This window comes from Marinobacter sp. MIT930201 (assembly GCF_047122665.1).
GTDB classification, from domain to species: domain Bacteria; phylum Pseudomonadota; class Gammaproteobacteria; order Pseudomonadales; family Oleiphilaceae; genus Marinobacter; species Marinobacter salarius.
Genome location: NZ_CP138916.1, coordinates 3,765,298 through 3,786,733, shown reverse-complemented (window position 1 = coordinate 3,786,733; position 21,436 = coordinate 3,765,298). Strand labels below are relative to the sequence as shown.

Annotated in this window: 20 protein-coding genes and 2 tRNA genes; 11 read left to right on the top strand and 11 right to left on the bottom strand. The window is 56.9% G+C overall.

Annotation, left to right across the window (positions count from 1 at the left end; translation table 11 throughout):
- Positions 1 to 37: 37 nt before the first annotated feature.
- Positions 38 to 2,962 carry an insulinase family protein gene (locus SIC19_RS17275; RefSeq protein ID WP_127401604.1) on the bottom strand — a complete coding sequence of 975 codons (2,925 nt, stop codon included), beginning with the start codon at positions 2,960 to 2,962 and terminating at the stop codon, positions 38 to 40.
- A 98-nt stretch (positions 2,963 to 3,060) separates the two neighbouring features.
- Between SIC19_RS17275 and SIC19_RS17270 the strand changes: the two genes are divergently transcribed.
- From SIC19_RS17270 to SIC19_RS17260, 3 genes are all read left to right on the top strand, one after another.
- Positions 3,061 to 3,582 carry a hypothetical protein gene (locus tag SIC19_RS17270; protein WP_226909934.1) on the top strand — a complete coding sequence of 174 codons (522 nt, stop codon included), beginning with the start codon at positions 3,061 to 3,063 and terminating at the stop codon, positions 3,580 to 3,582.
- Between the two features lie 159 nt (positions 3,583 to 3,741).
- Positions 3,742 to 5,112, top strand: coding sequence for an MORN repeat-containing protein (locus SIC19_RS17265; RefSeq protein WP_127401606.1), 1,371 nt, complete (start codon positions 3,742 to 3,744; stop codon positions 5,110 to 5,112).
- A 49-nt stretch (positions 5,113 to 5,161) separates the two neighbouring features.
- Positions 5,162 to 6,259, top strand: coding sequence for a response regulator (locus tag SIC19_RS17260; RefSeq protein WP_041333750.1), 1,098 nt, complete (start codon positions 5,162 to 5,164; stop codon positions 6,257 to 6,259).
- Between the two features lie 61 nt (positions 6,260 to 6,320).
- Here the strand turns inward: SIC19_RS17260 and SIC19_RS17255 are convergent, their stop codons facing one another.
- Together SIC19_RS17255 and SIC19_RS17250 are read right to left on the bottom strand one after the other, a co-directional pair.
- Positions 6,321 to 7,067: a hypothetical protein gene (locus SIC19_RS17255; RefSeq protein ID WP_036204995.1), complete on the bottom strand. Its 747-nt coding sequence runs from the start codon at positions 7,065 to 7,067 to the stop codon at positions 6,321 to 6,323.
- A gap of 237 nt (positions 7,068 to 7,304) precedes the next feature.
- A complete protein-coding gene (locus tag SIC19_RS17250; RefSeq protein WP_075194772.1) occupies positions 7,305 to 7,829 on the bottom strand; it encodes an NTP transferase domain-containing protein in 525 nt (174 codons plus the stop codon).
- Positions 7,830 to 8,014: 185 nt separating this feature from the next.
- Here SIC19_RS17250 and SIC19_RS17245 point away from each other — a divergent pair, with 185 nt between their 5' ends.
- The gene (locus tag SIC19_RS17245) at positions 8,015 to 8,866 is read left to right on the top strand and encodes a 6-pyruvoyl trahydropterin synthase family protein (protein ID WP_075194771.1); all 852 of its coding nucleotides are present in this window, start codon (positions 8,015 to 8,017) and stop codon (positions 8,864 to 8,866) included.
- 81 nt (positions 8,867 to 8,947) lie between these two features.
- Here SIC19_RS17245 and SIC19_RS17240 read toward each other — a convergent pair.
- The 3 genes from SIC19_RS17240 to gltX all read right to left on the bottom strand — a co-directional run bounded on the left by SIC19_RS17240 (position 8,948) and on the right by gltX (position 10,703).
- Positions 8,948 to 9,023, bottom strand: a tRNA-Glu gene (locus tag SIC19_RS17240).
- Between the two features lie 7 nt (positions 9,024 to 9,030).
- A tRNA-Ala gene (locus tag SIC19_RS17235) sits at positions 9,031 to 9,106 on the bottom strand.
- Between the two features lie 112 nt (positions 9,107 to 9,218).
- Positions 9,219 to 10,703: a glutamate--tRNA ligase gene (gltX, locus tag SIC19_RS17230; RefSeq protein WP_127401608.1), complete on the bottom strand. Its 1,485-nt coding sequence runs from the start codon at positions 10,701 to 10,703 to the stop codon at positions 9,219 to 9,221.
- 162 nt (positions 10,704 to 10,865) lie between these two features.
- Between gltX and SIC19_RS17225 the strand changes: the two genes are divergently transcribed.
- Positions 10,866 to 11,843 (top strand): zinc ABC transporter substrate-binding protein, encoded by a 978-nt coding sequence (locus SIC19_RS17225; RefSeq protein ID WP_127401610.1) that lies wholly within the window; start codon positions 10,866 to 10,868, stop codon positions 11,841 to 11,843.
- On the opposite strand, the gene SIC19_RS17220 is transcribed toward SIC19_RS17225, so the two are convergent.
- Positions 11,823 to 12,737: an AEC family transporter gene (locus SIC19_RS17220; RefSeq protein ID WP_127401612.1), complete on the bottom strand. Its 915-nt coding sequence runs from the start codon at positions 12,735 to 12,737 to the stop codon at positions 11,823 to 11,825. The two genes, SIC19_RS17225 and SIC19_RS17220, sit on opposite strands and share 21 nt — an antisense overlap.
- A 194-nt stretch (positions 12,738 to 12,931) precedes the next feature.
- Between SIC19_RS17220 and SIC19_RS17215 the strand changes: the two genes are divergently transcribed.
- On the top strand, positions 12,932 to 13,270 hold the full coding sequence (locus tag SIC19_RS17215; RefSeq protein ID WP_075194767.1) for a hypothetical protein: 339 nt from the start codon (positions 12,932 to 12,934) through the stop codon (positions 13,268 to 13,270).
- Between the two features lie 32 nt (positions 13,271 to 13,302).
- Here SIC19_RS17215 and SIC19_RS17210 read toward each other — a convergent pair whose 3' ends face one another.
- A complete protein-coding gene (locus tag SIC19_RS17210) occupies positions 13,303 to 14,073 on the bottom strand; it encodes an SDR family oxidoreductase (protein WP_126812219.1) in 771 nt (256 codons plus the stop codon).
- Positions 14,074 to 14,114: 41 nt separating this feature from the next.
- Positions 14,115 to 14,894, bottom strand: a complete 780-nt coding sequence (locus tag SIC19_RS17205; protein ID WP_127401614.1) for a CLCA_X family protein — start codon at positions 14,892 to 14,894, stop codon at positions 14,115 to 14,117.
- Between the two features lie 245 nt (positions 14,895 to 15,139).
- On the opposite strand from SIC19_RS17205, the gene dusA reads away from it, so the two are divergent.
- From dusA to SIC19_RS17180, 5 genes are all read left to right on the top strand, one after another.
- Complete coding sequence (dusA, locus tag SIC19_RS17200) at positions 15,140 to 16,162, top strand: tRNA dihydrouridine(20/20a) synthase DusA (protein ID WP_036205838.1); 1,023 nt, start codon at positions 15,140 to 15,142, stop codon at positions 16,160 to 16,162.
- Between the two features lie 120 nt (positions 16,163 to 16,282).
- Entirely contained in the window at positions 16,283 to 17,248 is a 966-nt protein-coding gene (tal, locus tag SIC19_RS17195) for a transaldolase (RefSeq protein WP_075194765.1), read from the top strand.
- A 34-nt stretch (positions 17,249 to 17,282) separates the two neighbouring features.
- Positions 17,283 to 17,729: a TerB family tellurite resistance protein gene (locus tag SIC19_RS17190; RefSeq protein ID WP_041333737.1), complete on the top strand. Its 447-nt coding sequence runs from the start codon at positions 17,283 to 17,285 to the stop codon at positions 17,727 to 17,729.
- 16 nt (positions 17,730 to 17,745) lie between these two features.
- Entirely contained in the window at positions 17,746 to 18,873 is a 1,128-nt protein-coding gene (locus tag SIC19_RS17185) for a 3-deoxy-7-phosphoheptulonate synthase (protein WP_127401616.1), read from the top strand.
- Positions 18,870 to 19,670, top strand: coding sequence for a glycerophosphodiester phosphodiesterase (locus SIC19_RS17180; RefSeq protein ID WP_127401618.1), 801 nt, complete (start codon positions 18,870 to 18,872; stop codon positions 19,668 to 19,670). Before SIC19_RS17185 ends, SIC19_RS17180 begins: the two co-directional genes overlap by 4 nt.
- Here the strand turns inward: SIC19_RS17180 and sthA are convergent.
- Both sthA and nqrM read right to left on the bottom strand, forming a co-directional pair.
- Positions 19,667 to 21,058 (bottom strand): Si-specific NAD(P)(+) transhydrogenase, encoded by a 1,392-nt coding sequence (sthA, locus tag SIC19_RS17175; protein ID WP_036204970.1) that lies wholly within the window; start codon positions 21,056 to 21,058, stop codon positions 19,667 to 19,669. The genes SIC19_RS17180 and sthA overlap by 4 nt on opposite strands.
- A 123-nt stretch (positions 21,059 to 21,181) precedes the next feature.
- Positions 21,182 to 21,430, bottom strand: a complete 249-nt coding sequence (gene nqrM, locus SIC19_RS17170) for a (Na+)-NQR maturation NqrM (RefSeq protein WP_036204968.1) — start codon at positions 21,428 to 21,430, stop codon at positions 21,182 to 21,184.
- Positions 21,431 to 21,436 lie beyond the last annotated feature (6 nt).

The window sequence follows — 21,436 nt, the reverse complement described above, 5'->3', positions numbered from 1 at the left end:
AGCGTCGGCCTTCCGTTTTCGGATGCTTTCAGGTGCCTTATAGCTCCTGGATTTCCAGCCCCAGTTTTTCAGCGGTATCACGATTTTCGAAGCTGGTGACAACCGCCACACTGGCGCTGTCCGGCTTCAGCCACTCGTGGGCCACTCGTTTCATATCATCCAGGGTCACCGCCAACACCCGTTCCCGGAAACGCGCACGCTGCTCGGGCGTCCGGCCGAACAGACGATTGTGGAAGGCATGGCGGGCTGCACCAGCTGGTGACCGTGGGCGATCCAGTTGCCCGATCACGCCGAGAATGGATTCTTCCAGCTCCTGAGGATCGTGCTGCTCGGTCTGCAGCCACTCCAAGGCGTTATCAAAATCCTCCAACGTCTCGCCCAACCGGGGATCGCGGTATGAAAAGAAACGGAACGTGCCGTTCACGCTGTCCTGGCCAGCTCCACCGCCATAGGCGCCACCCTTTTCACGGATCGCCCGGTGCAAGTAGCCGTTGCGCAGGAAACCACCCAAAACGGTCAGTGCCGCTGCGTCCGGGTGGTCGATTGCAACCGTGCTGTAGGCTTTGGCGCAGAAGTTCACCTGGGTTGACGTTAACCACGCCTGACGCGCCTGATAACTGACGGGCTCAAGCTTCCAGGCTGCTTGCTCTCCCGCACCGGAGTCGCCCCAAACGGTCTTCATTTCCGTCAGCATCGGGTCCAGCTGTTCTTCCTCACCGATCAGCAGGAATTGACGGGACTGGTTCCGAATACGTTCGTGCAGTGCTGCAAGCCGCTCACAGAATCTGTCGAGCTCGGCCGGTTCGCTGAGGGACTTATCCAGCGCCTTGACGCCACGGATAGCTTCCAATCCCCCAAGACGGAACGACAGCCACGCACCCGGGCTGATTCCCTGCGATGCCGCCCCCATGGCCAACGCATGGCCACTGCCAGTAACCGCCTGCTCGCGGCGGGAACGAATCTGGGCAATCAGCTCCCGCACCCGCTCCTTCTCATCAAAGCGGGCGCCATTAAAGACGTCGTTCAGGAGGCGAGTCAACGCCTCGCGGTTTCGAGCCAGCGCCTTGCCATTAAAGACGATATAACCCTCAAGATCCTGAACATCGTCGATTTTTCCCTTGGCGGAGAAGGACGCACTGATGCCACCGGATTCCGCCGAAATACGATCCTGCATCTGCAGGTAATCCAAGTCGCCGCAACCCACTTCCGGAATCAGGGTGGTGTAGTACGGCAGCAACAACAGTTCTTCCTCGGTCAGGTTCGGTACCGGCAGGATCACCTGCTCGTACACCAGACCATTGGTGCCACGGGCATAAATGGTCGCAGGCATGTCGCCGGCGAACCGCGCCTCGGGTTCCGGCAACTGCAGGGGAACATCGGTCAGGTCAACCTTCGGCAGGATGGAATCGTCGTCTTTCCGTGTCTGCCGTTCTTCCAGGGCCTGGGCGCGCTCGATAATCTGGCGAACCTCTTCGTCAGTCAATGAGGCCTTGCGGCGGGCAAGGGCATCGCGAATTGCCGCCTGGCGACGACTCTCCAGCTTGTCATCCGGACGCAGCGTGAGGGTAACGCGGTGCGGATTTTCCAGCAGTTTGCGGCGGATCAGGCCGGGCACATACTGAGGATCACGGATTTTTTCCCGCATATCAGCCAGGACCGGCTCCAAATCCAGGAGCTCAACCGGATCGCCGCCATGGACCATCGGCGAAATCGCGGTCATGATCAGTTGCAGGCCATACGGGAAGCTATCGCCGGCAATCTCGCGCTGATGCAATTCCAACTGGTGCAAAATGGCTTCCAGGCGATCCTCACTGACGCCCTCTTCCACTACCTTCGCCAACGTCTGTTCGATCAGCGCTTCAAGGTCGTCCTGCCTCTCCGGGTCACTGCCCTCAATGCCGCAGACAAAGGTCATTTCACGGTTGGAGTCTTCCAGGCCGCACATCGGAGACGGCGAATGACCAATATCGGTGGTTTCCAGCGCCCGCATCAGGGGCGACGCACTGTTTTCCAGAAGAACACTGGCCAGCAGCTGCCCCTCCAGGTTTTCCTGCAGGTCAAAGCTGTGTCCCAGCAACCAGCCCATCACGATATGGGTCTTGTGGCCGGTTTCCTCGCCCTCACTGACGGCGTAACTCTGGTCGACGCGCACCGGCGAGAACATCCGCTTCTCATCACGTACCGGCAGCTCCACATCCAGACGATCAAACCGCTTCAGAGCCAGCTCCTCGAAGCGTTCATGATGCTCGTGAGCTGGAATGTCCCCGTAGGTCGCAAAGATCGCATTGCTGGGATGGTAGTGATGACGGTAGAAGCGCAACAGGTCGTCGTAGCTCAGATCTACAATGTGGTCTGGCTCACCACCACTGTTGTAGTGGTAGGTGGTGGTCGGGAACAGGTGGCTGGACAGGTTCTGCCACAGCTGTGACGTGGGCGCACTCATGGCGCCTTTCATTTCGTTGTAGACCACACCGCGGTAGACCAGGTCGGTGGACGGATCGTCTGGCGTATCGAATTCGAGGCGATGCCCTTCCTGCGCAAAGTCCAGCGGGTCCAGAGAGGAAAAGAACACCGAGTCCAGATAAACCGTCAACAGGTTGTCGAAATCCTTGCGGTTCATGCTGGCGAAGGGATAAGCCGTCCAGTCACTACTGGTAAAGGCATTCATAAAGGTGTTCAGGGACCGGCGAATCATCATGAAAAACGGATCGCGCACCGGAAAACGCTCGCTGCCACACAGCGCCGTATGCTCCAGGATATGAGCAACACCGGTGGAGTCCATGGGAAAGGTTCGCAGGGCCACAAAGAACACGTTTTCGTCGTTATCCGCCGCCAGGTGCAAGTGGCGGGCACCGGTTTTGCGGTGACGGTATTCCTCGACCGTCACGTTCAGCGTGCTGATCCGGTGACTGCGAAGCTTTTCAAAGGCCGGATGGACGGTGTTTTCGATCACTGCAGCCATTCAAACTGTCCTGTCTTTAACTAAATGGGGATTGTAGGGTAACACGTACTTTCTATTATCATGCACTAACCAGAAGCGACAAGGCAGTACCCAACGCCATGACCACCGAACCCCACGAAATCCACACATCGGACGCTTCGCCAAAGTCGGCCAGATCCGCCCACCAGGCCGCCGGCAATCGCCGCGCCATCCACGCTCCGGAGGTGGCCGCCTATTGGGCCGAGCGCCGACGCTACCTGGAGCGCATACGCCGCGTTCCGGAAATAAGGCAGCGTTACTGGCGCGCCATCGGTATGTATCTGCTTCGCCGGGTGCTCTGGTCCTTTGGTTTCTTTCCGGTTTTCATCGCGTTCTGGGTGCCTTTTGTACTTTCCAGCTTCAACCCGGTGGTCATGGCGTCCGACCTGATCCCGTTGCTCGAAGGGTTCGTCGACGCCAACCCGGAAATTCAGGCAAACACCCTGAGCACGTTGGTCATCGCCTGGGCATCGATCGGGTTCTTTTTTCTGGTCTTCGATTTTGTGCTAACGCCGTTCAAATCCCCCTACGAATATGAAGCAGACGTCTACATGCGCTCCTGGGAACAGCTCAACCATGACCAGCTTCCGGACAAAGTGTGATTTGTCCTGCATTCTCGTGAACTTCAGTGACTTTGTGTTACATAACATTGCCCCAACTGGGTAAGATGAAGCGGTGCCATCCCTCATACCCGTTGACCAACGACGATGAAACGGGCGAAACATTGGCAGTTACACGAATGCAGAATTGAGAGGTTGTCCATGGTCGATTTCAGACCCCTCCTGTTTGTCAACGCACTGGCACTGATGCTTCTGGTGACGGCAGGCTTTGCGTCTGTCCGCGATGACCTGTCCAGGGGCATGAAACCGGTAGCCACCGCCCCGGACACCGAAGAGACCATTGCCCTTGCGTCCATGGATACCCCAGTGGACGCGCAGCGTTCGGACGAACTTTACCAGCCGAATAGCAGGGAAGACGTAGCCGAAAACGACCTCGAACTGCCCTTGGAAAACGATGCCCTGGCGGCATCCGGAGAGACGCCAGTCAACGGTTCCGAGACCGCGTCCGACGCCAACCGCATAAACGCAGAGCCTTTTTCCGCTCCCGACCTGCCGGAAGACCCCAAGATGCTGGCGATGGCAGAGCCAGTGTCTGCCATGCCGGAAACGGAGGCTCGGAGCGATGCGCCAGAGCCTCCCACAACCGGGCTGCTGATCCTGCGCTCCAATGTCGTCGGTGACAACGTCACCATCAATGGTAAGAACCACGGGGCCACACGGCTGGATCTGGAATTGGAGCCGGGCCAATACGACATCATCATCCGCAAGAAAGGTTACAAGCCCTGGCAACAGACCGTGGCTATCGCCGCCGGCAATGAGAAAACCCTGGTGGGCAAACTGGAGGCCTATACGAGGGTGGAGTACCGGGACGGCACCTGGGTTGGCGGCATCAAAACCGGCGATGGCACCTACGAAGACGCCGACGGACTCAGGTATGAGGGGCACTTCGTGGACGGCGAATTTGACGGTAAGGGCACCGCCTGGCTCCCGGACGGCAGCCGCTATGAAGGCGACTGGGAAAAAGGCCAGCGTCATGGCGAAGGCACCTGGCGTGACGCGGATGACACCCGCTACACCGGCCAGTTCCGCAATGACCAGTTTGACGGCCAGGGCACGCTCACCATGGCCAATGGCGACATTCTCACCGGACAATGGTCAGGCGGCAGGCTCAACGGGCATGGCTCGCTCACCACCTCGGACGGCATGCTCTATGTCGGCGGCTTCAAGGATGACGAATTCCATGGTGAAGGCACTCTTACCTACCCCGACGGGCGCCACTACGAAGGGGAATTCTCCAACGGCGAGTTCCACGGGAACGGCAAGGAAGTCTTCGCTGATGGAAAAAAATACGAAGGCCAGTATATTGAAGGCTCGTTCCACGGCAAAGGGCTGCTACTGAACCCCAATGGCAGTTCGATTGAAGCGACCTTCCGGTACGGCGAACCCTATGGACAGGTACGCCTGACAACGGCAGCCGGGGAGGTATTTACTGCCCGGACCAAGGAACCCGGTGTTTGTTATCGGGAGAAAAGCTACCGGGCCACCCAGTGCCCGACACTTGAAGGCTGGTAAACGCCGGCCCGATAACGAACACACACGCTGTAAAGGTTGAGGTTGTGACATGGCGATCAAGAATGCACTCCTGGTAGACGACTCGAAAGTGGCTCGATTTGCCCTGAGCAAACTGCTGGAAGGCCGGGACATGGAGGTGAACATGGCTGGCTCGGCAGAGGAGGCATTGGATTTTTTGAGCTCCCATCAACGTCCAGACGTGATTTTCATGGATCACCTTATGCCGGGCATGAACGGTGTGGAGGCCACCAAGGCCATCAAGGGCAACCCCGACACTGCCGCCATCCCCATCATTATGTGTACCTCCAAGAAATCGTCGTCGTTCATGGAGGAAGCCCGCAACTTCGGCGTTTACAACATTCTGACCAAGCCCCCACACACCGAGGGGCTTAGCCTCGTTCTCGACCAGCTCGACAGTGATGTGACCGAAGGCAATCTGCCCGAACCGCCGGAACTGGATGCCGAGCCAAATGAATTGGACGATGACATCCTCGACATTCCCTCCGATGCCTCCCTGGAAATGTCACCAAAAGCCGACGATGGGCTACACGCGAGCGACAACAGCGGCCCCCAGGTTGTCCCACTGACCAGCGATCTGATCGAACAGATCGCCCGCTCAGCGGTAAAAACCCACATTAACAACCGCCTGCACGAGTTACTCAGCTCGCTGTTCGACGAGCAGTTTGACCATCTTAAGCGGGTACTGGACGAATCCAGCAAAAAGCAGGAAACCGCGGTTGAGGAACGCCTGAACGCGGTGACCGAAATGATCGAAGAGCGCACCCGCAACCTGCGTGACGACGTGGCGGCGGAAGTTAACCTGAACCTGGGCCGGGAACTCGCTGACCTGCGCAAAGACCTCTCTCGCAATACCGGCTTCACCAGTGACCACATGGCGGAACTCAAGGATCACATCACCAGCGTACAAACCATTGATACCGAGTTCTGGCAGACCCTGCAATCCGAGGCCATCCAGCAGGCCCATGAAATTTCCCGGGAAACCGCGGAGGACATCGCCCAGCGCACCATTGACCTGTTCGTGGCACAACAGCGCTCCGCCACCTCTCGCATCTACACCGTCGGCCTGGCCGCCAGCCTTGGTATTTTTGCGGTGGGCATCGCCTGGCTTTCAGGGTTGTTCGCCTGAAGGCAGGACAACAAAACGACGGAAATACCGAGCCGGGTTACCCGGCTCGGTATTTCTGCTCTTAGCACTGACGACGTCTTCTCAATCCCGCTATCAGAACCCCGGTCAACCCCAACGCAAACAACGGAAGACTTGCTGGAGTCGGCACAGATGCCGTTGGAGGGACATCTGGAGTGTCCGGATTGTCCGGGTTGGTACCCGGATCACCCAGGAAAAAGCTGTCTATGCCCAGGTCGGCCCTTGGCCCAAAGGTACTATGCGCTATAACTTCAAGTGTCTGGATCTCAGCAGTCGCGGTAAAAATCATGGTTTCCCACATCCAATCCGCGATTGTGCCCAGGTCGGGCATCTCCATAGCAGAGGAATTCTGACTCTCTGTCCCAAAGATGATCTCCCAATAACCTCCTGCCTCGGAGAACGCGCTATTGCTTATACTCTGCTCAAAGGAAATCTCATACTGCTGCCCAATAACCAGCCCTTCGAGACCAACCTGCAAGGCACTCTCCACATAGGGCGATCCTGCTCGACCATCCCAGCCAATACCATGAAGAAAATCACCGCCGGTGCTGCTTGATTGCCAGGCGAAATTATTCATGGTTGTACCAGCATTGAACACATCCGGCGTACCCTCTGTTGTAGTCCAGCCGGGAGGCACATCACTGTTGAATGAGTTCGTATTGCCGGTATAACCTTCGAATCCACCGTTTTCAAAAGCGTCAAGTAACGCTGCAGACGAGTTGCCACTGGAAAAGAGTAACGCCGATGCCAGCAGGCAAGGCGTCAGTGAGTTTCTAGTCAGGTTATGCATGATTAACCCTCCATGCTTGATTTTGGCCTGGGAGCTCGATCAATGCCCAAACCACCACGGAGACAACGCCGAATCCCCAGCCTCCTCACATGACCAAAGCATAGCTCGCGCCAAAATCACAATTCATCGGAGTTTCATAGAGTAAGGGGTGTTTTCGATTTCTATCCGAGCGCTATATGCATAAAAACCTGACACCGTTGGGCCGCCCAGAGACAGATCCTCTGCACCTGCAATGCCTTAATCGTAGCGGATTCGCTTCCAATCCTCTGGCGTATCCACATCGGATTCAACACCCTTGATGGCAAGTGTCCTGGCCTGATGACGAGTCAGTATACGAGCCGCACCGCGATCACCCTCCAGCATCATTATCTCTTTCCATAGGCGCCTGGGTATGTAGGCGGGAGCGCCGGGATTACCGTAGATATCTGCCGCAATCGGCTCACTCACCTCTTGCCTCGCACAAAATGCCAGAGAGCGAAGATCAGACTCCGAAACTAACGGTTGATCAAGAAGAGTGACAAATACGCCCTTGGCTCGTGGGCCCATAGTCTGGAGCCCGGATTTCAATGAAGCAGCCATCCCAAATACCCAATCAGGCGTGTAACACCAGGCAGAGGGCTGATTACGACATCGATACCGTACCAAGGGGTATCCAGAACCAGAGACAACCGTAACGTTCGCTCCCAATTGCTTGGCCTGGGACACAGCGTGATCCATTAACGTGCCATCATTGAATTTAAGTAGCGCCTTCGGCCTTCCCATACGCCTGGAGGCTCCTGCCGCCAGGAGTAGAACAGGAAAAGCGTGGTAATCGGAACCGGCAATAGTGTGCATTTGTACTTGGGTCTCCTCGCTACCCCTGACGCAAGTCATACAAGGCTGCTAGCGTTGGCGGATTTTTGCTAGAATCTGCGCATCAATCAACCTTTTCTTGCCAGGCCCCTCCGATGAATCACCTTTTCGTAGACAATCTAACGGTTATCGACTTCGCCTACCTGGATGCTTCCAGAGGGCTCGTCGGTGAAAGCTGGATTGTGGATGTGGTGCTCGGTGGCGAACTGGATGACCAAGGCATGGTGTTTGATTTCAGCAACGTCAAACGCACCATCAAGCGGGTCATCGACGAGCGCGTGGACCACCGGCTGGTGATCCCAAGAGCCTATAAGGGGCTTGAGTGGAATGAGGATGAGCCAGACAGCTTCACCTGGCATCTGACCGACGGCACCCGGATTCTTCATCGGTCCCCGGACGAAGCGGTGGTGTGGCTGTCGTCTGACCGTGTAGTGCCATCTGCCGTTGCCCGGCTGTTGGAGCAGGAGTTACGGGCAGTCTTGCCGGCAAACGTGACGGATGTGGATATTGCGTTACGTGAAGATGTGATTGAAGGGGCCTACTACCACTATGTTCACGGCCTGAAGAAACACATGGGTAATTGCCAGCGAATCGCCCATGGGCATCGCTCGCCTATTCGGATCGACCGCAATGAGCACAGAGACCGGGATCTTGAGAACCAATGGGCCAAACGGTGGCAGGATATCTATGTGGGCTCCGAGGAGGACGTAACCCAACGCTGGGTGGCCGAGGATGGCACAGCGTACGTCACCTTTGAATACGAGGCGAATCAGGGGGAATTTGCGCTGACGTTGCCGGAGAGCCGGGTTTATATGCTGGATTCGGACACCACAGTGGAGCTTATTGCGGCGCACATTGCCGGACAGTTGAAATCCGAGTTTCCGGAGGACGCCATTCGTGTCAAGGCCTATGAAGGCGTCGGAAAAGGGGCTATAGCGTCCCGCTGACATTTCCTTCAGACACAAAAAAACCGCCCGAAGGCGGTTTTTTTGATGGCTTACCGGCGGACTAAACCGGTTGAGCCGTATTGGCGTCCCCTAGGGGGTTCGAACCCCTGTTGCCGCCGTGAAAGGGCGGAGTCCTAGGCCACTAGACGAAGGGGACTAGAAATTGGTGGAGCCAAGCGGGATCGAACCGCTGACCTCAACACTGCCAGTGTTGCGCTCTCCCAGCTGAGCTATGGCCCCTCAACGGCTGCGTATATTAAGGATCGACCCTTGGGGCGTCAACCTTTTTTCCAACGTTTTTTCAGTTTCGTGAACATCCCTGTTCTGGTCGCTTACTAATTCAACAGATTGGTTATTCCGCCAGCAATGCCGCGTATTCTTTTTCCACCCGCTTGGTTTCCTTCTTGGAGAATCCACCCATTACCTCAAGAGCATGGCGCAGGCGAGACCGGGTCATGTCCGGACCAAGGATAGCCATGGAGTCCATAACGGACCAGGAGTTAGGGGTACCGGCGACAGCGACGAAGATGGCGAACATGAAATCACCCATCTTCAGCTCCATGGCTTTGGCCAGAGCTTTAACGTCGGCAAAGATATTCTCTTTGCTCCAATGGCGCTGGGCTTCAAGCTTCCACAGGGTAAACTGGAGCACCCGCTTGACCTGGCTTTCATCCAGCTTGTTGTGACCGAAGTCTTCCGGCTTGAGGTTGAGCATGCCGGAGAACATGAACGAGGCCATCGGCGATACATCACTGAACACTTCCGCCCGGCCCTTGATGTGAGGCACCAGATCCCGCAGCGCCTGCTCGTTGAACCACCAGTGGCGCATGCGCTCGACGAACTGGTCGTCGCTGAGTTCGTCACGGATCCACTGACCGTTGAGCCAGCGCAGCTTTTCCACGTCGAAAACCGGGCCGCCCAGGGAAACCCGCTGGATGTCGAAGTTTTCGATCATTTCATCCAGGGTGAATTTCTCGCGCTCATCCGGCATGGACCAGCCCATACGGCCCAGGTAGTTGGTAACCGCTTCCGGCAGGAATCCCATGCGCTCGTAGAAGTTGATGCTGGTGGGGTTCTTGCGCTTGGACAGCTTGCTCTTATCCGGATTGCGCAGTAGCGGCAGGTGGCACAGTACCGGCATGTCCCAGCCAAAGTATTCGTACAGCAATTTGTGCTTGGGCGCAGAGTTGATCCACTCTTCTCCACGCAACACGTGGGTGATTTCCATCAGGTGATCGTCAACCACATTGGCCAGGTGGTAGGTGGGCATGCCGTCGGATTTCAGCAGGATCTGACTATCTACCTGGGACCAGTCGATTTCGATGGTGCCGCGTAGCATATCGTCGATTTCACAAACGCCGTCTTCCGGTACTTTCATCCGGATAACATAGGGGTCACCAGCATCCAGGCGACGCTTGACCTCTTCCTCAGTCAGCTCCAGATTGCCCTTGATACCTGGATTCAGGCCCTGAGCCTTACGCTCTTCGCGAATGGCATCCAGCTCTTCAGGTGTGCGGAAGCAATAAAACGCATGCCCCTGGGTGACAAGGTCCAACGCGTATTGACGATACGAATCCTTCCGCTCTGATTGCCTGTAGGGACCATGGGGGCCACCTACGTCAGGGCCTTCGTCCCACTCCAGCCCAAGCCAGCGCAAGGCATTCAGGATGTCCTGTTCAGACTCCTGCGTACTGCGAACCTGATCCGTGTCTTCAATCCGCAGGATGAACTGGCCACCGTGCTGACGGGCGAAGCACAGGTTAAACAACGCCACGAAGGCGGTGCCAACGTGGGGATCACCGGTGGGAGACGGTGCGATTCGGGTACGTACGGTCATGAAAACATCCTGATGGTGTCAGCCTGAAAAAGGCTATGCATTAAAAGCCACGCATTATACCGGCCACAGCCGGATTTCGCATGGTCAGGCGATCGCCCTCTTCATTCGCCGCTCGTATTGTTATATTATAACGTACCATTGATTTTCCAGAGTCTCAGTCACATGACCACTAGCCGCTTTACAGGCCTCATCGCATTGGGTGCCGCCACACTCCTGGCATCCACCAGCACCCTGGCAAGCACCCAGGTTGTCACCTCCCTCAAGCCCATCGAACTGCTGGTGAAAGCCATAGCCGCTGACGATGTGGAAATCACCACGCTGGTTCAGCCTGGCGCCAGCCCGCACAACTACTCAATGAAACCCTCACAGCGCAGGGCACTGGAAGCTGCTGACGCCATTTTTTGGGTGGGCCCTGAGATGGAAACCTTCCTGACCCGACTGCTCGGCGGAAGCGAGTTCCGGGATCGCACCTATTCACTCATGCACGGCGAAAACGTGCCGGAAGTGCAGTCAGACAACAATCACGGTGACCATGACGAACATGAACATCACAACCACCATGACGACCATGAAGAATCAGGCGGTCATGACGACCATCACCACGACCACGGCTCCGGAGAGGATCCGCACATTTGGCTGGATCCGGCCCTGGCGGTTGAGATGGCGCGGGATATTCACCGGGTACTCGCAACCCTGAAAAGTGCAGACACCCACGTGCTTGACGCCAATCTGGCGCGTTTCGAGCAGGCTATGGCCGAGACCGAGACAGCGATCAATCGACGCCTGGATCCTGCTCGCGACATTGATCTCTTCACATACCACGACGCATTCACCCGCTTCGTGGGACACTACAACATGAACCTGGAAGGCATTCTGACGCTGAACCCGGAACTGTCTCCAGGTGCCGGCCACATCGCAGAAGTCCAGGAAAAACTGCGCAACGCCAATCAACCCTGCCTGCTGACTGAGCCTCAGTTCAACCGTCAATGGTGGCGCTCAATCACCGAAGGTCTGGACATAACATTCAGTACCTGGGACCCGCTCGCCACCGATATTGAAACCGATCAAGACGGCTACATCACTTTTCAACAGAGCCTTGCAGACGCTGTGCTCAAGTGCTTACCAGAGGATGCCAAGTAGAAGGGGAATAGTCACCATGGCCAGCAAGGTCTGGCCACTGATGATGCCCGCCATCAAGGGCGCGTCACCACCAAGCTGGCGCGCCAGGATGTATGAAGAAGTGGCTGTTGGCAGCGCTGCCAGCAGTATGGCCACCTGAACCATCATCCCTTCCAGGCCCAGCAGCAGTGCCAACCCTGCCGTAAGCAGCGGGAAACCTACCAGCTTTGCCATCGAGGACACCAGGAATGGCATGGAGGCGCCGCGTAGCGCCTTTAGCTGCAGGCCAGCACCCACCGTCATCAAACCCAGCGGCAACGCAAGGTCACTTAATGGCTCGAGAATACCTGCCACCAGTGGATGGAAGCCAATCTGAAAATAGCTCCAGAACATCCCAACCACCGAACCAATGATCAGAGGGTTGGAGACGACAGCCTTGAATACGGGCTTCAGCTTCACCGCACCCTGCCCCGCCACCACGGAGAACATCAGGATGCAAAGCAGGTTCAGCAACGGTACTTTCACTGCCACGGCAATGGCAATCAGCGACAGGCCGTCATCCCCAAGCAACATACCGGCTGTTGCCAGGGCCACGTAGGAATTGAAACGGATACCGCCCTGAAATACCGAGGAAAATACCGGCCCCGGCCAACGCCAGAGCCATTGCAGCGCAATGAGCAACAGGGTCATTGCGGCCAGCATGGCAACGATCAAAATGAGGATATCGCCGTAGGCTGACGCTGGCATCTGAGCCTGGCCCAACTTGAAGATCAACATCGCCGGGAAAAGGACGTAGTAGGTGAAGCGCTCCGCCTGGGGCCAAAAGTCGCCCCCTGGAAAATGCCAGCGCCGGAACAGATAACCCAACAAAATCAATACAAATACAGGCACCAGCGCCTGAACCATTACTGGCATATAAATAGCGTTCCGCAGATGTTAGTAACGCCGTATCGTATTAGAAAGCTCAATGGCATGCATCTAAATAGCGCTTAGTGCGAAATGTGATGCTTTTTGCGACATACGTCCCAGGACAGCCGGCCCGCGCTTGTCGCCTGATCAACCAATAAATACCCTAAGATCGCTAATTATCTGAAAAAAGGATGCTTTCAATGTTCCGCCGTGGATGCCTGATTATCGTCACACTTGCCTCGTTTAACGCCCTCGGCGAGACAACGGCGGGTAACAAGGCAAAAACCACTCCCTCCACTCTCGGCGCCGGCTTTTCAGCTATGACGGAAGACGATCTAATGAATGCCAATGCAGGCCTTGGCAACATGGATGCACTGCAACAAAATTTCGATCAGACAGCGGGTGCTCCCTTGCGTGATCAAACCGGGACAAGTCCACAGCCATTGAATATTAGTGGCCCCACCCTTTCGTTGCCGGCATTTGGTTCCGAACAGATGCAGCAAAGGTACATTGAAAAGGCCACCAACCACCCGCGTTGATCGTCTGGGATGTGATCCGGACCAAAAGCAGACTACTGACGCCAGAGTTTTCTTAACACACGCCGGGTCAGGGACGTGGGCGCGGATTTGGCGATGGGCCACAATGCCCGGAACTGCATGGAAACTGGTCGGTGCAGACGTGGCTGCTCGACCTGAGCCCACACCTGTGCTGCAACGACGTCCGGAGTCAGGTTAACACCCAGGCGCTCAAATAAACGGGATCCCTGCTCGTTCTGCTGCACCATGCCGGTATTCACGAACGGAGGCATCAGATCACACACGCGGATATCGTGTGGCTCCCATTCAATATCCAGAGCCTCGGTCATCGCACGTACGGCGTGCTTGCTGGCGGAGTAAGACGCGAAGTCCGGAATCCCATAGGCGGCAGATGCCGAGCTCATGTTCACCACCTGGGCACCCGGCGTTGCCTTCAGATACGGGAAGGCGCCGTGCAGAACCGTCATCAGCCCAATCACATTGACCTCTACCACGGCCCGATGCGCGGCCAAATTGATCTTCTCGAACGGGCCGACTTTCAGAATGCCGGCATTATTGTGAAGCAACCTCAACCGGCCACCCGTACGACTGGCAAAGTCTGCCAGGCCCTGCCTGACCGATGTCTCGTCCACCACGTCCATAATGTGGGTACTGCACCGCTCATCCCCAAGCTCACTCTCAAGCGATGCCAGGGCCGCCTCATCCCGGTCAGCAGCACCGACAAACCATCCCTTGGAGGCGAAAAGACGGGCGGTCTCCCGGCCAATACCGGCGGCAGCGCCAGTGATAAAAATGCAGTTGTTCATGAGGCAACCCTGTCTTTGTTATCGATCGAATGTGGATGATCTCAGGAAGTTGACGACAAAGATTGGCCAACAGGGCCATCTTCAGCATGCTCACGATAAAGTGCTCCACCCAATGCCATAAAGTAGCCTTCAAACGCGTCGTTGATTCGCTGGCGCTGCTTTCCTTCCGGATAAAGACCTGCCCTGGCCTCGTCAGAGTAGACGGTCCCCCTGACCAGAAAATTGCTCTGCGGCTGACTGTCTTCAACAAACGCTTCAAATGCCCGGGCACAGAGTTCTTCAGGCCTCGCGTGATAAAGCACCTTCATCTGCGTATCCGCCCGCTTCGAACACTGAAACAACGAACTGGGGCTGGTGCCATCCTCATTCAGCAAGATGGCCTGAAAACAGGCGCCCAATCGTTTGTTGAGAGGATGCTCCTTCTGGTCAGCGCTATCCAGCCAACCACTGGACGCGAATCCGCCACTCCCCAGGCGGCGGAACGCCTTATGCCCCATGTAATGATCGAAAGCGTGAAACCATTCGTGGGCCAGGCTTCCTGCCCCCGCATTCTTCGCAAGCGCCAATTGTCGGGTTGCAGGGATGTAGTGCGCGGCAACGCCCGGCCGGCCGCCGATCCCGTACTGCAACCCCAGTGATCCACGCAACGAGATCAGATGTTCCGGGCCCTGGAGGATACTCATAAGATCGCACAAAGCCTCATAGAACCTGCCTGCCGCCCGGTCCCGTTCAGGCGGTGTAACCCAACGACCCACTTCAATGCTCCGGAATTCGAACCGGCGCCTAACGTCAACAAAAGATACCGGGCCTTGTCCAGTCATGACGGATCCACCTGCCTGGTTGAAATTTTGAAAGGCCGAATCGAGCATGCCTTCGACCCAATACTGATTATTCATACAGTATTTTGTCGCGCATTGATCGCCACGTCAACGACTCGTGAATCCAGTCGCGACATCCGTGTTTACACTACCTTTCGCACACCCCCTCACGCCAAAAGGTGCGTTTTCCTGATAAACTGTGCCCCCTCGAATCACTTGTGAACGGTATAACTGAGCAGTCAATGAACATGAACGCGCCCCAGGAAACTCCCACTCTGAAGCCCTCCCGCCGCTTCTGCGTGGCCCCGATGATGGACTGGACCACCAGCCATTATCGCTATCTGGCGCGCCAACTCAGCCGGCACACCCTGCTCTACACCGAAATGGTCACGACCGGCGCACTGATCCACGGTGATACCGCTCGATTTCTGCGGCACGACCCGACGGAATACCCGCTGGCGCTGCAACTGGGTGGCAGCAATCCGCAGGAACTGGCCCATTGCGCCAAACTGGCTGAACAGTACGGGTTTGATGAAGTAAACCTGAACGTGGGCTGCCCCAGCGACCGGGTACAGAACAACATGATCGGTGCCTGCCTGATGGCACACCCCGATAAAGTGGCTGAGGGCGTGCAGGCAATGATCGCCGCCACCAGCCTGCCGGTAACCGTCAAACACCGTATCGGGATTGATGGCCGTGAATCCTGGGATGACCTTTGTGAGTTTATCGAGAAGGTATCCCAGGCCGGTTGTCGTACCTTTATCGTGCATGCCCGGATTGCCGTTCTCGAAGGTCTAAGCCCAAAAGAGAACCGGGACATACCCCCGCTGAAATACGACTGGGTTTATCGCCTTAAAGCCCGCTACCCGCATCTTGAGATCATCATTAACGGTGGTATCAAGACCTTTGCCGAATGCCGGGAGCACCTCGAACATACCGACGGCGTCATGCTGGGGCGCGAGGCCTACCATAACCCCTGGCTGCTGGCTGGCGTGGATACCGAGTTTTTCGGGCAGCCCATGCCGATTTCTTCACGGCACGAAGCATTACGAGCTGTATTACCATTCATTCAGAGTGAACTGGACCGTGGCGTTTACCTCAGTCACATCTCTCGTCACCTGATGGGCCTGTTCCACGGGCAGCCCGGGGGTCGCCAGTTCCGGCGCTACATCAGTGAGAACGCCCACAAGCCCGGGTCCGGCATTGAAGTCATCGAACGGGCCATGGCGAAAGTTCCCGAGCCTGCCGAGGCCACGGTAGTGCCAGCCTGAGCACCTTGTTACCTTAATACTGCCTTGTTCCTGTCAGAGCGGCCCGTTATTGTAGGCGTATGACCCAAAGTGCCCGCCAAACGGGCGATCAATAACAAATCGATCAGGATGACAGGACGAATGACCAGCAAGCTCGAACAACTGAAAGCCATGACCACGGTGGTTGCAGACACCGGGGACCTGGAGGCCATTGCCCAGTGGAAGCCGGAAGACGCCACCACCAATCCGTCGCTTCTTCTCAAGGCCGCGGCATCCGAGGCCTACCGCCCGATGCTGGACGAAGCCGTGGCAGCCGCCCGCAAACACGGCGGTTCCGATGCGGAGCAGCTGACCTACGCGACTGACATACTGGCCGTACTCGCAGGCAAGCAGATTCTCGGGCGCATACCTGGCGTGGTTTCAACCGAAGTGGATGCCCGGTTGTCCTTCGATACCGATGCCACCCTCACCCGCGCACGTCGCCTGGTCGAGCTGTATGACCACCTCGGCATGGATACCAGCCGGGTGCTGATCAAGATTGCGTCCACCTGGGAAGGCATTCGCGCCGCTGAACAGCTGGAGAAAGAGGGTATACACTGCAACCTCACCCTGCTGTTCTCTTATATCCAGGCCGCTGCCTGCGCCGATGCCGGCGCCTTCCTGATCTCGCCGTTCGTGGGCCGTATCCTGGACTGGCATCTGGCTGCCACGGGGCGTGATGCCTTCCCGGCGGCAGAAGACCCCGGGGTCCAGTCGGTAACCCGCATCTACAACTACTACAAGGCCAATGGCTACAAGACGGTGGTGATGGGGGCCAGTTTCCGCAACACCGGCGAAATCGAAATGCTGGCTGGTTGTGACCGCCTGACCATCAGTCCGGCCCTGCTTCAGGAGCTGGAGAACGACTCCGGCGCGCTGACACGCCAGTTGTCGGCAGAGGGCGCAAAGAGCTCAGACAGGCCAGGCGACATTGATGAGCGCCTGTTCCGCTGGGAGTCCAATGAAGATGCCATGGCCACGGAAAAACTGGCCGATGGCATACGTCGTTTTACCAATGACCAGATAGAGCTTGAAAACCGCGTCCGCCGGCTGTCCCAGGCCGCCTGACGCCAGCCACCACCGGGAGGAGATTCCTGACACCATGATTGAGCGCCTGAAAAGCCTGTTTGGCTCGCCCGAAGATGAACCGACACAACCTGACAGCCACCAGCTTGCGGTGGCCGCCACGGCGCTGATGGTGCAGCTGTCCAGGGTCGACAACGATCAGGATGACGAAGAACTGAAGACGATTGTCAACTTTGCGGTTGAAGCGCACCAGGTCACCCGTGACGAAGCCGAAGAGATCCTTCAGGATGCGCTCAACCAGGCAGACGACGCCACTTCCCTTTATGAGTTTACCGGCCTTATCAACGAGCAGTTGAGTCAGGAAGAAAAACAGGCACTTCTTGAAAGCATCTGGCGGGTTGCATTTGCTGACGGCCGAATTGACAAGTACGAGGAACACCTTATTCGCCGCATGTCGGATCTGCTGCATCTTAACCACAGGGAGTTCATGCAGGCCCGCCATCGTGCTGAAGGCGCTGACTGAACCTCAAGGAGCAAGTATGTTAGCCATTCTCCACCCGGATACCGCGCTGGACAGTGAAGCCTATCGCCAAACCATGCATTTTCTGGAGAACCTGCCAGGGGTATCGGTCAGGGTGCATGAAGTCCAGGGTGCCAAGCAGCGTCTGACAGAGGTGTACCTGTTGGGCGACACCAAATCCCTGGACAAGGACGAGATCGAGGCCCTGCCTGCCGTGGAGCGCGCGATACGCATCTCCGACGACTACCGGATTCTGGGGCGGCACAAGGACGACAAGCGCCAGAGTGGCTTTACCTATAACGGCGTGACCTTCGACCAGTCCAACCTGAACATTTTCGCCGGCCTGTGCGCCGTCGACGTGCCAGAGCACGTGGAGCAGATGATGCAGGCCCTTGAGGACAATGGCCAGGTTTGCACCCGCATGGGCGCCTACAAGCCCCGGACCAACCCGTATTCCTTTCAGGGCCACGGCAAGGGTTGCCTGCCCTGGGTGTTTGAGAAAGCCGGCAAACATGGCATCAAGGTGATTGCCATGGAGATCACCCACGAGAGCCACATTGAAGAGATCGACCATTGCCTGGAGCAACTGGGGCGCCCTACCGGTGTCATGCTGCAGGTAGGCACGCGCAACACGCAAAACTTTGAGTTGCTCAAAGCCATTGGCCGCCAGAGCACTTACCCGGTGCTGCTTAAACGCGGCTTCGGCATCACCCTGAATGAATCTTTGAACGCGGCCGAATACCTGGCCAGCGAAGGCAACGCCAATGTGATTTTCTGCCTGCGTGGTATGAAGACCGAAGCTGGGCAACCCCACCGCAACATGGTGGACTTCGCCCATGTCCCGGCGGTAAAGCGTCTTACCCGCATGCCGGTATGCGTTGACCCATCCCACTCAGTCGGCAGCCGCGAACGCGCACCCGACGGCGTCCTGGATGTCATGCACGCAACCGCACAGGGCGTGATAGCGGGCGCCAACATGGTACTGGTGGACTTCCACCCGAAGCCGGAGAAAGCCTTGGTGGATGGCCCTCAGGCCCTGCTGATGCGGGAACTACCGGCGTATCTGGAAGACATTCAGCTGTGCCACGACACCTGGAAGCAACGCCAGCAAATCTATAACCGTCTGAAGGAATCTTCTGCAGAATGATCGTGTATGGACACAGGGGCGCTAAGGGGGAAGCCCCCGAAAATACCCTGGCCGGTTTTACCCACGCCTACCGCCACGGGGTTCGGCACTTTGAGCTTGACCTGGTTCTATCAAAAGATGGTATGCCAATGGTCATTCACGACCTGACCGTTGATCGCACAACCGGACAGGAAGGCAACGTTGCCAACTACACGGCATCCGAACTGGCAGACATGGACGCCCGGCGCAACACCACAGCCTGGCCGCGGAAAGCAGGCATTCCCACTCTGGAGGCGTTGCTCAACGAATTCCCGGAGTTCGAGCACCTGCAACTGGAGGTAAAGAAAGACAACCGTCACCGACTGAATATTCTGTGCAATCGCCTGACAGAAATCATTCAACGTCGCGATCTTTACAAGCGGGTGGTCATTACCTCCTCCGACAGCTGGTTCCTGCAGGAAGCCCGCCGCCGGGACCGCAAGGTGCGGATCGGACTCGTAACGGACCGGAAGTTTCCGAGACCGGTCAATACCGCAGCCCGTTTGCACTGCGATTTTCTCTGTATCGGCTGGCGTATCTGCACCAGTGCCATCGTTGACGATGCCCACAGGCGCGGCATGCACGTATCCACCTGGACGGTAAACCGCATTCACGACATGGTTCAGCTTGAAGCCAAGGGCGTCGATAGCATCATCACCGACTATCCGACAAGCACGCGGATGTTCTTCGACAACCGCGCGAAAGCAGCTCTCCACCTTCCAACGCCCCAGGAGAGCGCGGAAAGCACGGACAGCACTCGGCCCGCAATCAGCAGCTAGAAAATCCGATTGAGACCGTTGAGCGCCGCTACCCGATAAGCCTCAGCCATGGTCGGGTAGTTAAAGGTCGTATTGATGAAATAGTTCAGGGAGTTGGCCTCGCCTTCCTGATTCATGATGGCCTGGCCGATGTGAACGATTTCTGCGGCCTGGTCGCCAAAACAGTGAATCCCCAGCAGTTGACGGGATTCGCGGTGAAACAGGATCTTGAGCATGCCCACCGGGTCCCCGGTGATCTGGGCCCGCGCCAGGTCCTTGAAGAACGCCTGCCCCACTTCGTAGGGAACCTTGGCTTCGGTTAGTTCCCGCTCGGTTTTACCCACCGAGCTGATCTCCGGCAGGGTATAGATACCCGTCGGCACATCCGATACCAGCCGGAAATAGTCGTCCTTCACGATGTCGGAGGATGCAGAGCGCCCCTGATCGTAGGCGGCGCTGGCGAGGCTTGGCCAGCCAATCACATCACCGGCTGCGTAGACATTCTCCACTTCAGTCCGATAATGGTCGTCAACCGCCAACTGTCCACGGCCGTTGGGCGTCAGACCGATGTTGTCCAGGCCCAGCTTTTCGGTGTTGCCGCTACGGCCATTGCACCAGAGAAACGCATCCGCACGGATTTTCTTGCCGGACTTCAGCGACAGCACGACCCCGTGATCATCACCATCGACCGATTCATACTCCTCGTTGTGTCGAACCAGCACACCGTTATTGCGCAGGTGATAACTCAGAGCATCCGAAATCTCATCGTCCAGGAACGTGAGCAAGCGGCTTCCCGGGTTGATCAGGTCCACCTTCACACCCAGGCCGGCGAAAATCGAGGCGTATTCCGAACCAATGACGCCCGCTCCATAAATAATCAGCGTGCGGGGCGTGTGGGACAGATTCAGAATGGTATCTGAGTTGTAGATGCGATGGTGACGGAAGTCTACATCCGGCGGAAGGTACGGACGAGAGCCCGTTGCAATAATGGCCTGCTTGAAATGCAGGACTTCATGGGATTTATTACCCCGTATCTCGAGCCGGTTGCTATCGATAAAACTGGCACGGCCGTTAATCAGATCCACGCGGTTCCGTGCATAGAACTGGGTTCTCAACTTGACCTGCTTGCCGATCACCTTCTGTGCATTCTGCAAAACACGGGGAAAAGAAAACCAGCGTGGCTCGCCGATATCACGGAACATCTGGTTGGTATTAAAGGTGATGATCTGCTTGACCGAGTGACGCAACGCTTTGGAAGGAATAGTGCCCCAGTGGGTGCAGTTACCGCCAACCGTGGGTTTATCTTCGATGATTGCGACACGCTTGCCGTGTTTCGTCGCATTCATCGCTGCACCTTCTCCCGAAGGGCCTGCGCCGATAACGACGACGTCGTAATGATGTTCTGCCATTCTGCAGTGACTCCTTATCTACGTCGTGAGGGAGCCTCTGAAAAGACCCTGCAGGCACGCACTGGCAGGGCGCAGGCGCTTTTCAGAAGCTCCCGGAATTTTTATAGGTTGGTGGACGCCGGATCAGCGGTCGTCTGAGCGGGAGGCGTCATACGTCAGTGCCTCCGCGGACTTGCCGTCGTTGGCAAGACGTTCGTTTTCTTCTTCACACTTCTGGGTGTTGCCGCCACAGATATCACAGGACTTGCTGATACCCATGGCACCAATGCCACCGCAAGTGCCACTGATCGGCTTGCGGCCGAAAATTACCCCGACGGACATCGCTGCAACCAGCAGCACGACAATCATCAGGACCAGCAGAAAAGTACCCATAAGGTC

Excerpts from the sequence above, each read along its gene's own strand:
- SIC19_RS17275 (WP_127401604.1), bottom strand. The coding sequence starts at position 2,962 with ATGGCTGCAGTGATCGAAAACACCGTCCATCCGGCCTTTGAAAAGCTT.
- SIC19_RS17270 (WP_226909934.1), top strand. The coding sequence starts at position 3,061 with ATGACCACCGAACCCCACGAAATCCACACATCGGACGCTTCGCCAAAG.
- SIC19_RS17265 (WP_127401606.1), top strand. The coding sequence starts at position 3,742 with ATGGTCGATTTCAGACCCCTCCTGTTTGTCAACGCACTGGCACTGATG.
- SIC19_RS17260 (WP_041333750.1), top strand. The coding sequence starts at position 5,162 with ATGGCGATCAAGAATGCACTCCTGGTAGACGACTCGAAAGTGGCTCGA.
- SIC19_RS17255 (WP_036204995.1), bottom strand. The coding sequence starts at position 7,067 with ATGCATAACCTGACTAGAAACTCACTGACGCCTTGCCTGCTGGCATCG.
- SIC19_RS17250 (WP_075194772.1), bottom strand. The coding sequence starts at position 7,829 with ATGGGAAGGCCGAAGGCGCTACTTAAATTCAATGATGGCACGTTAATG.
- SIC19_RS17245 (WP_075194771.1), top strand. The coding sequence starts at position 8,015 with ATGAATCACCTTTTCGTAGACAATCTAACGGTTATCGACTTCGCCTAC.
- gltX (WP_127401608.1), bottom strand. The coding sequence starts at position 10,703 with ATGACCGTACGTACCCGAATCGCACCGTCTCCCACCGGTGATCCCCAC.
- SIC19_RS17225 (WP_127401610.1), top strand. The coding sequence starts at position 10,866 with ATGACCACTAGCCGCTTTACAGGCCTCATCGCATTGGGTGCCGCCACA.
- SIC19_RS17220 (WP_127401612.1), bottom strand. The coding sequence starts at position 12,737 with ATGCCAGTAATGGTTCAGGCGCTGGTGCCTGTATTTGTATTGATTTTG.
- SIC19_RS17215 (WP_075194767.1), top strand. The coding sequence starts at position 12,932 with ATGTTCCGCCGTGGATGCCTGATTATCGTCACACTTGCCTCGTTTAAC.
- SIC19_RS17210 (WP_126812219.1), bottom strand. The coding sequence starts at position 14,073 with ATGAACAACTGCATTTTTATCACTGGCGCTGCCGCCGGTATTGGCCGG.
- SIC19_RS17205 (WP_127401614.1), bottom strand. The coding sequence starts at position 14,894 with ATGACTGGACAAGGCCCGGTATCTTTTGTTGACGTTAGGCGCCGGTTC.
- dusA (WP_036205838.1), top strand. The coding sequence starts at position 15,140 with ATGAACGCGCCCCAGGAAACTCCCACTCTGAAGCCCTCCCGCCGCTTC.
- tal (WP_075194765.1), top strand. The coding sequence starts at position 16,283 with ATGACCAGCAAGCTCGAACAACTGAAAGCCATGACCACGGTGGTTGCA.
- SIC19_RS17190 (WP_041333737.1), top strand. The coding sequence starts at position 17,283 with ATGATTGAGCGCCTGAAAAGCCTGTTTGGCTCGCCCGAAGATGAACCG.
- SIC19_RS17185 (WP_127401616.1), top strand. The coding sequence starts at position 17,746 with ATGTTAGCCATTCTCCACCCGGATACCGCGCTGGACAGTGAAGCCTAT.
- SIC19_RS17180 (WP_127401618.1), top strand. The coding sequence starts at position 18,870 with ATGATCGTGTATGGACACAGGGGCGCTAAGGGGGAAGCCCCCGAAAAT.
- sthA (WP_036204970.1), bottom strand. The coding sequence starts at position 21,058 with ATGGCAGAACATCATTACGACGTCGTCGTTATCGGCGCAGGCCCTTCG.
- nqrM (WP_036204968.1), bottom strand. The coding sequence starts at position 21,430 with ATGGGTACTTTTCTGCTGGTCCTGATGATTGTCGTGCTGCTGGTTGCA.